Source organism: Streptomyces sp. ISL-1, assembly GCF_018614585.1.
Lineage (GTDB): Bacteria > Actinomycetota > Actinomycetes > Streptomycetales > Streptomycetaceae > Streptomyces > Streptomyces maoxianensis.
Genome location: NZ_JAGGOI010000001.1, coordinates 167,446 through 179,062 on the forward strand (window position 1 = coordinate 167,446; position 11,617 = coordinate 179,062).

Annotated in this window: 4 protein-coding genes; 3 read left to right on the forward strand and 1 reads right to left on the reverse strand. The window is 64.6% G+C overall.

Features of this window, described 5'->3' with window-relative positions:
* Nucleotides 1–522: 522 nt before the first annotated feature.
* The 3 genes from J7E87_RS00705 to J7E87_RS00715 all read left to right on the forward strand — a co-directional run bounded on the left by J7E87_RS00705 (nt 523) and on the right by J7E87_RS00715 (nt 11,311).
* Complete coding sequence (locus tag J7E87_RS00705) at nt 523–3,828, forward strand: LamG domain-containing protein (RefSeq protein WP_251016767.1); 3,306 nt, start codon at nt 523–525, stop codon at nt 3,826–3,828.
* Between the two features lie 147 nt (nt 3,829–3,975).
* The gene (locus J7E87_RS00710) at nt 3,976–10,851 is read left to right on the forward strand and encodes a polymorphic toxin-type HINT domain-containing protein (RefSeq protein ID WP_215088933.1); all 6,876 of its coding nucleotides are present in this window, start codon (nt 3,976–3,978) and stop codon (nt 10,849–10,851) included.
* A 25-nt stretch (nt 10,852–10,876) separates the two neighbouring features.
* Nucleotides 10,877–11,311, forward strand: a complete 435-nt coding sequence (locus tag J7E87_RS00715) for a barstar family protein (RefSeq protein WP_215088934.1) — start codon at nt 10,877–10,879, stop codon at nt 11,309–11,311.
* Between the two features lie 110 nt (nt 11,312–11,421).
* On the opposite strand, the gene J7E87_RS00720 is transcribed toward J7E87_RS00715, so the two are convergent.
* On the reverse strand, nt 11,422–11,617 hold a 196-nt coding region (locus J7E87_RS00720), incomplete at its 5' end, for a hypothetical protein (protein WP_215088952.1).

Here is an 11,617-nt window from a genome sequence, read left to right on the forward strand (position 1 = left end):
GACCTGAAGTCAGCGACTGATTTTGATTGTCGTGGACACGTAGATGTGCCTAAGCTGCGCCGGCTGATCCTCACTTGATCAGCACTTTTGTGATGGGCCTGGGGAGGCCCTGGGGTGGGGAGAGCTATGTCTTGGCGTGCTCTGGGCGGCAGACGCTCGGTGATCGTGACGTTGGCCTGCGGGCTATTGATGGGCTCAACGTCGGCGCCCGCGTTCGCGGCAGCGCCCGCGCAGGTGCCGACTGCCGTGGGATCGGTGGATCAGAGTTCCTCGTCTGCGCTGGCAGCGGAGTCCGGTGAGCCTGTCGAGGTGGTCGAAGAGCGCACCGAGTACTCGACCACGATGGCGAACCCGGACGGCACGTTCACACTGACGCAGTCGACCCGGCCCCAGCGAGCCCGGACCAAGGACGGCTCGTGGCGCGGCATCGACGTCACGCTGGAGCGCCGCGCGGATGGCATGGTCGGCCCGAAGTCCGCGGCGGTCGACCTCTCCTTTTCCGGGGGCGGCAGCGCCGACCCCATGATCAGCCTCGGCAGCAAGAGGGGCTCGATGTCGCTGGACTGGCCGGGATCCTTGCCGGAGCCGCAGCTGTCGGGGGCCACAGCCACGTACCCGGAGGTCTTCGAAGGCGTCGACCTCAAGCTGACCGCGACGGCCGAGGGCTACCGCGAGGTGCTGGTGGTCAAGTCGGCGGAGGCTGCTGCGAATCCGGCGCTGGAGCAGATCAAGCTGACGGCCAAGGGTGATGGTCTGTCGATTGCGGCGGGCGCGGGCGGCGGCTTGCGCGCGATCGACGGGGACGGCAACGCGGCATTCACGGGACCGGCCGGGGTGATGTGGGACTCGGCAGGCGACGCTGGCGCGCAGCCGCAGTTGATGCGTTCGACGGCTGCGGCCGAGGCGGACGAGCCGGAGCCGACGGAGGACCCGAACCGTCCGGGCGCGGGCGACTCCACGGCGGAGCTGCCCGTACAGGTGGACGGCACCGCAGTTGCGGTGAAGCCGGATCTGGAGCTGCTGCGGGGCGAGGAGACGGTCTACCCGGTCTTCATCGACCCGCCGATGGGCGCAGCACTGCAGGAGCGCACGGTGCTCTCGTCGGACGGGGACCGGTTCTGGGACTTCGACGGCGATGAGGGCGTGGGCCGCTGTTACCGCGTGGGGCCGTGGTACTGCGACAAGGACCACACGAACCGGATGTACTTCGAGTTTGCCCCGACCAATCTGGCCGGCAAGTACGTGGTGGACGCGGACTTCCGGGCGTACGAGACCTGGTCGTTCTCCTGCAGTGCGCATCAGGTGGACCTGTGGCGCACGAACAACATCTCTGAAGGCAGCAGTTGGCCGGGGCCCGCGCATCTGGACAAGATGGGCGATGTCAACGTGTCGGCGGGACGAGGCACCAACTGCACCCCCGAACAGCCGGACAGCTGGGTCGAGTTCAGCGACAATCCGTCGGAGAGCGACGAGAACCTGACATCTACGGTGCGGTCGTTTGCCGACGGCAAGTTCTCACGGCTGACGCTGATGCTACGGGCGCAGGACGAGAACAATCCGGACGCCTGGAAGCGGTTCGACGACAATGCCGAGCTGCAGATCAACTATGTGCCCAAGCCGGGCCTGCCGACCCCGTACGGGGTGATTCCCGGCTACGGAGCCTCCCGGCACTGCAACCCGGACAACGACCCGCTGACCGTGACACGTTCAGATCCCATGATCGAAGCCGGGGCCCAGGCGCTGGTGCAGCCCACGTCCACCGCGTTCAAGGGATCTCTGCGGGTCTATTTCGACGCTGAGCGGCAGGACCCGGTGACGAAGAACTGGATCCACACCTGGGATGCCACCTCACCCAGCACTGGCTTCGACCCAGACGGGACACTGGAATCGGTGAGGACGACGTACCGGGCGGACAGCATCCTGTATCGGGTCAGGATGCGCACTCAGTCGTACTGGACGCATGAAGGCACGACTTCGAGCATGGCTTCGGCCTACACGCCATGGTGCTACTTCAAGACCGATTTTTTGGCGCCCAAGGCACCGCAAGTAATTCCCGTCGGTCCCTACATGGGTTGCACCAGCTGCGTGGGCGACGGCGGTCCGGGCGAGCCTGGCACGTTCCAGTTCAAGCCGAATGCGGCCGACACCGATGTCACGGGCTACCGCTACTGGTCCCTTACGCAGCCAAACGTCGAGCCAGTGAGCGCTGCCGAGGCGGGCACGGTCCCGTTCACCCCAACGATCGCCGGGGAAGATCGATTGTTCGTGCAGGCAAAGGACGTGCGTGACCGATGGGGCGACACTGCATCGTTCTCCTTCAAGGTGAGGCCGGCCGAGGCCGAGGTTGGACGCTGGCGTTTCGACGAGTCCCCGGAGGAGCACGGCGACCAGTTGGCGTATGACAGCGGGACCGTTGGAGCACGCAACTCAGCGGCGCTGGCAGGCGGTGCCGCGTGGTCCAGTCTTTCCAGGAGAGGCCAGGACGACTACTCGCTGGGGCTGGCCAGCACGGATCCGGCCAAGCAGCAGGCGTACGCCTCCACGGGGTCCGCTGTCGTACTCGACACCAGGGAATCGTTCACCGTGTCGGCGTGGGCATATCTGACCGATGCGACGGCTAACCGCGTCGTGTTGTCCGCCCCAGGTGACCAGGACACGGCGTTCACTCTCTACTACGCCGCCGGGTACAAGAAATGGGTGTTCAACAGGGGAGCTCAAGACAAGGCCGACGCGCTGGACGTGGCCTCGTACAGTGACGCCGCGAGTCCGCCAGTAGGCGTGTGGACGCACCTGGCCGGCGTGTTCGACACAAAGAACAACGGAGACAAGACGGATGACACCATCCAGCTGTACGTGAATGGCCGTCCGCAAGGCAGCGCCGTGCGACTCTCAGAACAAGCGGCAACGTACGAACCCTGGGCGTCCACCACGGGTCTGCAGTTTGGTCGGACTAAAGCCACTGGCACCTTCCAGCAGTACTTCCGCGGCCAGCTGGACGAGGTTGCGGTGTGGCAACGCGCGCTTCTCCCGAACCAAATCCGGGAGGAGTCGGAGTTGAAGCAGGCTGGCGTGCCGACGGCAGCTCTCGTCGCTGACTGGAATGCCGAGTTGGCCACCGGGAGCGAGATCGAGGACCTCAGCCTCTATGACCGATCCGGTCTGAAGCTGTCGGCCGAAGGAGCACAACTCAGCACGAGCGAGGCTGAGGGCACGACGTTGCTCCTGGACGGGGACAAGGGATACGCGTCCACGACCGGTCCGGTCGTAGACGAGACCGGCTCCTTCAGTGTCTCCGCACGCGTTCGCGTCGACCGCGCCATATGGGAGGCCAAGCCGGTCGGTTATCGCGGAATGGTGGCGGGCCAGAAGAACGCCGGTGAGTCGTCATGGGCACTGTGGCTGACCAAAGTCCAGCCGGACGAGGAAGGACCCGTTTCCTACCTGTGGCGTTTCGAGCGCACTGCGGTGGACGGCTCGGGCACAGTGACGGCGAGGGCGGAGGCGAAGGCGGACACAGGCCTATCGTCCGACGGTTTCGACGTTCCAGTAGACGTTACGGCTGTTTTTGACGCCGCTCAGACCGACCCAGCCGACCCGAACGGCCCGCCGGGCAAACTTCGGCTCTACACCGGTGCCACCGCACAAAATGCAAATCCCAGCGCGGGTCTGACCGCGTGGGCGCAGGGGGCGGGTGAACTCGCTGCGGGCAGGGGTGCGAGGACTGGGACGACTGGCCACTACTTCCCCGGCAGCCTTGATCAATTGCGTATCTGGAGTGGTGCTCTGACCGCGGACGGGGTCGCGTCCGCGATCGGTGCGGGCACGTAGCGAGGCTTCATGGCCGAGCGGTGCGTGGATCACGCTCGGCCGGCCCGCCGGGCAGTACCGGCGGATTCGAGAACTTTCACAGATGGCGACCCCCGTTGGATGCGGGGCGGTGAGCCGCGGCCGAGACCGCGGCCAATGGGAGCGGAAATGAACCAGCAGGGGACGCCTCGGCGCGCAGGTCGTGCGAGACCAGGCAGTAAGCGCTGGATGCAGCGCGTCGCGACACTTACCGGATTCATCCTGGTGCCAGGTCTGTTGACGCCCATCTCTTATGTCGCCGACGCGCAGCCCCTTGGTACTTCCAAGCCGCCCTCGCATCGCAAGGACAATGTCCGGCCGGTTTCTCCGAAGCCCGACAAGCAGGCCGTGGCCTCGTTGCGACGTGCCGCCGAGGCGCGCCGCCAGGACACCAAGCGAGCCGGGACCGACCGTGGCAGAGAGGTCAGCTGGCCCTCAGCCGCCACTGCCGAACTGACGCTGCCCGCAAAGGGAACAGCCACTGCGGCTCCTGGCGCGCTGCCCCTCACGCTCGGCCGGCCGGCCACGCCCAAGGGGGCTAAGTCCCAGCCCGCCGAAGCCCGCTCAGTGAAGGTACGTGTCCTGGACCAGAAGGCGGCGGCCGGTCTCGGCGTGAAGGGCGTAGTACTCAACGCCACGGGACCGGTCAGCGGCGGCAGCGCGCAACTCGGCATCGGCTACGGCAAGTTTGCCTCGGCTTATGGCGGTGACTGGGCCGGGCGCCTGCAAGTGCTCCAACTGCCCGCTTGCGCTTTGACCACGCCTGACCAGCCCAAGTGCCGTACGCGCACTCCCTTGAACTTCACCAACGAGCGCTCCGATCAGCGCCTGCTCACGCAGGTTACCTTCAGCCCGTCGACGGCCGGCGGTCAGGCGATGGTGCTGGCCCTTGCGGCAGGTACCAAGTCCGGCTCCGGTGACTACAAGGCCACCCCGCTCGCGGCTTCCTCGACGTGGGAGGCCGGCGGCTCGTCGGGCACCTTCACGTGGTCGTATCCGTTGCGCACGCCCCCGGCCGCGGCAGGCCCGAAGCCTGACCTGAAGATCTCGTACGACTCCGGCAGCGTCGATGGTCGCACCGCGTCCACGAACAACCAGGGCACGGCAATCGGTGAGGGCTTCGACATCACCTCGTCGTACGTCGAGCGCAAGTACGGTTCGTGTGACGACGACGGTCAGACCGACAAGTTCGACCTGTGCTGGAAGTACGAGAACGCGTCACTGGTTTTGAACGGCAAGGCCACCGAGCTGGTCAAGGACGACACCAGCAGCCAGTGGCGGCTCAGGAACGACGATGCCTCCACCGTGATCCACCACTCCGACGCAAACGGAGCCGACAATGGCGATGACAACAAGGAGTACTGGACCGTCATCACCGGCGACGGCACCAAGTACCACTTCGGTCTGAACAAGCTCCCGGGTTCCACCACCGAGGCCACCCAGTCGGTGTGGACCGTCCCAGTATTCGGTGACGACTCGGGTGAACCCGGCTACTCACAGAGCGGCAGCTTCGCCGGCCGCGCTGAAAAGCAGGCCTGGCGGTGGAACCTCGACTACGTCGAGGACACGCACGGCAATGCCTCGTCCCATTGGTATGCGGCTGAGCCCAACCACTACGACATGCTTGGCGACGACACCACGGGCACGGAGTACGTACGCGGCGGCATCCTCAAGGAGATCCGCTACGGCCAGCGCAAGGACACCTTGTTCGCGTCGCCGGCCGGGTCCAATCGTGTGCTCTTCGACTACGCCGAGCGTTGCGTGGCGTCCGGTACAGGCTGTGACTCGCTGACCGAGGACACCCGGGACAACTGGCCCGACGTGCCCTTCGACGCGGAGTGCAAGGCCGACCTGAAGTGCACCGGCAATGTCGGCCCCAGCTTCTACACCCGCAAGCGCATGACCGGCATCACCACCCAGGCATGGAATGCTGCCGCTGCAAGCCCGGCGTACGCTCCGGTGGACTCCTGGCAGTTGAAGCAGACCTACATCGACCCCGGCGACACCGGTGACTCGACCGACCAGTCCCTGTGGCTCTCCGAGATCCGCCACACCGGGCAGCGTGGCACCGCCATCACTCTGCCGCCTGTGACCTTCGGCCACGAGTACCGGCCCAACCGCGTCGACGGCGCGAGCGACAACATCCTGCCCCTTAACAAGCCACGTCTGTACACGATCACGTCCGAGGCCGGAGCCCAGACCATCGTCAACTACCTGCAGGCTGATTGCCTGGCAGGTCAGGCGAAGCCCAAGGTCGACACGAACACTCGCCGCTGCTACCCCGTCTACTGGTCTCCCAACGGTGCCAGCGAACCGACGCTGGACTGGTTCCACAAGTATCCGGTCGAGGCAGTCCGCACCACGGCTCCGAACAGCGGCTCGGAAGCCGTCCAGCACACCTACACATACGCGGGTGGCGGTGCCTGGCACTACAACGAAGACCCGATGACTGCGGCCAAGGAGCGCACCTGGTCGATCTGGCGAGGCTTCGAAAAGGTCACCCACCTCACAGGCCTGCCTGACAGGACCCAGTCCAAGACCGTCACCGTCTACATGCGGGGCATGAACGGCGACCGCGTAGTGGGCAGCGACGGCAAGACCCCCGACCCGGATCAGCGCAAGTCGGCCACGGTCACCGGTATCAAGGCGCCAGCACTCACCGACACCGAGCAATACGCCGGTCTCACCCGTGAATCGGTCACTTACAACGGCTCTCAGGAAGTCTCCGGAACCGTCAACGACCCTTGGTCCAAGCGGACAGCGACACAGCACAAGTCCTACGCTGACACCGAGGCTCACTTCGTCCGCACGGGGGCAACGCACTCCCGTACCAACATCACCAGCGCCGGCACCCCGAGGGACCGCGTCCGCACGACGGAGACGCTGTACGACGCCTACGGCATGGCCTACCAAGTCGAGGACAAGGGCGACGACGGCCTGCCCAATGACGAAAAGTGCACCCTCACCTGGTACGCGCGCAACAACTCCGTCGGCATCAACTCCTTGGTCTCTCGCACTCGCACCACGGCAGGACCGTGCCTTGCCGACACGATGCTGGACCTGCCCATCGACTCCACCAGCCCCGGCGATGTCATCTCCGACACCGCTACTGCTTTCGACTCCACCACGTGGTCGGCATCGCAGGAACCGCAGGTGGGCGAGGCCCGATGGACGGGCCGTGCCAAGGGCTACGGGCTCGATGACCAGCCCAGCTGGCAGAAGACGAGCACGATCACGTACGACGCTCTCGGCCGCCCGCTGACAGTGAAGGACGCCAACGGCACCGCCATCACAGCCAGCACGTACACGCCGGCGGGCACCGGGCCGCTGACGTCCTCCACGGCCGCCAACGCCAAGGGCCACACCATGACCACGCTCTTCGATTTCGGCACTGGGGCGGCCAAGAAGGTCACCGACCCCAACGGCAGGGTCACCGAGTCCAAATACGACGCTCTCGGCCGAGTCACCGAGGTCTGGCTGCCCAACAGCCTCCGGGCGGACGAAAACCTGGCCAATTACGTCTACAGGTACAGCCTCACCAACTCGGCTTTGCCCTGGGTGTCCACGGACACCCTCAAGGGCGACGGCTCGGGCTACAACACCACGTACGAGATCTACGACCCTTTGCTTCGCCTCCGGCAGGTTCAGACGGCCTCTCCCTCGGGCGGTATGACGGTCGCCCAGACCGTCTACGACGAGCGGGGCCTGGCGACCATTTCCCAGGCTAATATCTGGGACCACGACACCATTCCTTCGGGGACTCTGGTCGAGATTGACGGTGGGCAGCCGCCCCTGCAGACCACCACCACCTACGACGGTGCGGCTCGTGCAGTCACGGCGGTTACCAAGGTTCGAAACACCGACCGCTGGACCATCAACACCACCTACGCCGGCGACACGGTGACCACCAGTGCCCCGTCCGGAGGCCAGGCCACCGCCGAGGTCACCAACGCCTTGGGCCACACCACGGAACGCCGGGAGTACGGTGGGCCGGAGCCGACCGGAACCGACTACACCAAAACGTCGTACACGTACACATCGGCCGGTCAGCAGAAGTCCGTCACTGGACCCGACCAGGCCAAGTGGACATACGGGTATGACCTGTTCGGCCGACAGACCAGCACCGCCGATCCGGACAAGGGCACCAGCACCACTTCGTACGACGAACTCGACCAGCCCGTCAGCTCAATCGACGCCCGCAACAAGTCCCTGGTTTCCGAGTACGACGTCCTCGGCCGCAAGACCGGCCTGTGGGACGGTACGAAGACCGACTCCACGAAGTTGGCGGCCTGGACCTTCGACACCCTCGCCAAGGGCCAGCAGGACACCGCCGTTCGCTACGTGGACGGCGCTGGTACCACCGGCAAGGCGTACACGAGCAAGGTCACGGCCTATGACGCGATGTACAAGGCTACCGGCAGTCAGCTAACTCTCCCGGACAGAACCAAGGAGCCGCTGGTCGACGCCGGCGTTCCCCAGACTTTGTCCTTCTCGGGCAGCTATTACGTCGACGGCACGCCCAAGCACACTCTCCACCCCGCCGTCGCGGGACTCGCCAGTGAGTCGGTCGCGTACGGCTATGACTTCAGGGGTGTCGGCCTTCAGCGCACGATGACGGGTACCAGTGGGTACCAAGTGGGCGCTTCCTTCTCTCCACTTGGCGAGACCTACCGGCTCGCGATCGGCACCGACATCTCGAAGGTGATCAACCTCGACTACGAGTACGAGGACGGCACGGGTCGGCTCACGCACTCCTGGGTCAACGATCCCCAGCGTGCCTACCGGCTGCAGGACCTCTACTTCAGTCAGGACGATGCAGGGAACGTCACCTCGATCTTCGACAAGACGGACCTCGGCGGCACCGGCAAGTTGGACTCCCAGTGCTTCGCCTACGACGGCCACCGTCGCCTCACCGAGGCATGGACTCCGAAGACGGCTGACTGTGCGGCAAGCGGTCGCACGACGGCGAACCTGGGCGGCGCGGCGCCGTACTGGTCCAGCTACACCTACAACGCTGCAGGCCAGCGCCAGTCCGAGACCCAGCACACGACGTCGGGTGACACCACGGCTGCTTACACGTACGGCACTGCCGACAACCAGCCTCACCCGTTGGCCAAGACAGTCGTAGGCGCCAAGACCAACAGCTACGCGTACGACAAGGCGGGCAACACGACCAGCCGTCCCGGTACCCAGGCTCAGCAGACCCTGACCTGGAACACCGAAGGAAAGCTCGTCGGCACGGCCGAACCCGCCGCTCAAACCAAGCCCGCTACGGGCAGGAGTTATCTGTACGACGCCAGTGGCGAACTCCTGATCCGGCGCAACACCACCGGCGACGGTGACACGGTCCTGTACCTCGGCGGCAACGAGGTCCGCCTCACCACCAAGGGCACGACCAAGACGCTCTCCGGCACCCGCTACTACGCGGCGGCAGGCCAGACCATCGCGGTCCGCACGGCAACGGTGGGGATCACCGGCACCAAGCTCAACCTGCTTGCCGGTGACCACCACGGCACCTCCAGCGTGGCGATCGACGCGACCACTCTGGCGGTTACGAAGCGCTACGCGACGCCGTTCGGCTCCCCTCGCGGCACGAACCCCACGGCGTGGCCTGACGACAAGGCGTTCCTCGGCAAGCCGGCCGACACCACCACTGGTCTCACTCACATCGGTGCCCGCGAATACGACCCAGGCATCGGCCAGTTCATCAGTGTCGACCCACTTCTGGCCCTAGACCAGCACCAGTCGCTCAACGGATACGCCTACGCCAACAACAACCCGACCACCTTCTCCGACCCCACCGGCCTCATGAACGCTGACGTTGGCAGCGGGTGCACCAACCACTGCGAAGAGCAAAAGCAATGGGTCGAAGAGAACATCCTGGGGGAGTCAAAGACGGAGGGCGAGGTCGGCTTTGACCGGAATGGTGATGGGCAGATCCATCTAATCAAGGATGTGTACATTCCGGCTGACTGGGACTTCTCAACCGAAATATCCTGGGCGTACATCAATAAACTTCGCAGTCTCTGTCACTACGACATCCACGACTGCTACGGCGCCGAGAGCCTGGACCCGACGCCTGGCAAGGTCCGTAGCTGGGCCTGTAAGGAAGTAACGGGCCTCGGCTGCCGTGACGGCGACAACATCGGCGAAATGATGGCCGGCCTGTTCCTCATCAGCGCGCAGGAATACTCCGGTGCGAGGAAGGGAGCAGGGCCGAAGCCCAAGTCATCCTGTCAGTGCTTCCTTGCAGGCACGGATGTCCTTATGGCCGATGGAACCACCAAGGATATTGAGGACGTCGAACTCGGCGACAAGGTGTTGGCGACCGACCCAGAAACAGGAGAAACGGGTCCTAGGGAAATAACCCGCCTGATTCGCACTCAGGACGACAAACACTTCAACGACCTATCCATTGCCACTGACGACGGAGTCGAGACCCTCGCCGCAACACATGAGCACCCTTTCTGGTCACCTTCAGAAAAGCGGTGGATCGACGCGGCGGGCCTTGAGCCGGGCATGAGCTTGCTCACCGACGACGGTGACACGGTCGTCGTGACGGCAAACAAGCCCTTCACTCGGCACGCCCGCACCTACAACCTCACTGTGGACGACCTGCACACGTACTATGTGCTGGCGGGGGAGACGCCGGTACTGGTTCACAACAGCAACTGCCGCTTCGGTGCCCCGCTCAAGGATGGGATTTTCGGCCAGAGCAAGGCCGCAACCCAGAGCCGAATCCAAGAGGTCGTTGACTTCTACGACATGAACGGGCGACCGCCTGCCATGACGCATCAGGGCGGCAGGAGAGGTCGACCTGCCGGAGAGTACGGAAACGGCAATGGGCAGCTCCCAGATAGACCGCTCGGCTACTACACGGAGAGCGATGTTTGGCCTTCCGGTAGAGGGACGGGAAATCGAGGGGCGGAGCGTCTCGTATTCGGGGGGAAGGGTGAGGTGTATTACACCTCCAATCACTACGACAATTTCATCCGACTTCGATGAGGGGTTGGCGAAAGGTTGAGGAAACGTGCAGTGGCGACCCATCTCTAGTGTCATCCCAGAGCTGTCTGCCCCGCCCTATCTGCTTCCGGAGGTTGGCCGAGATGAGGTCACGCGTCGCGTAGAGGGTCAGGGAATCGAGGTCCGATGCATCGATGCCTCACGCTTCCAATCGGAGCGTGACGCCTCGCTGGCAGTTGGGCGGGAACTTGACTTCCCGAGCTACTTTCGTGGCGGCTGGGATGGGTTCTTCGACTTGCTGTCTGCCGAATTTCAAGAGAAACCGCGCCGATTGATCGTGGGGCTTCTGAATTCGAATGTTCTTTCAGGTCGAGATTTGCGCCTGTTCGTGAACATGTCTTGGCATCTGCAGAATGCGACGGAAACGATTGAGTCCGAGGGTGGCGGTGAATGGCAGCTGGAATTCTTTTACTGGGGGACTTGGAGCCCAGTGGGAGGGTGAGCTTGACTCTCTACCCGTGATGGCGTCGTAAGCGATAGCGAACTACAGGCCCCACCGGAACCTTCCGGTGGGGCCTGTGCGGTGTCTGACGGCCGTAATTGACGGCAACGTCAGCGGACGAGCGCGGTGCAGGTTGGCGGTTCATCGCCGTCGGAGCGCGCCGTCTCGGTGGTCTCCAGGCTGCCGAGCGCGGTGCTGAGGGTGTCGATGGCGTCTCGCTGGAGGCGGAGTCGAACGTGGGCGTAGACGGTTGCGGTGACACCGATGTGGGCGTGGCCGAGGAGTGAGGTGACCCCCGTGGTGTGG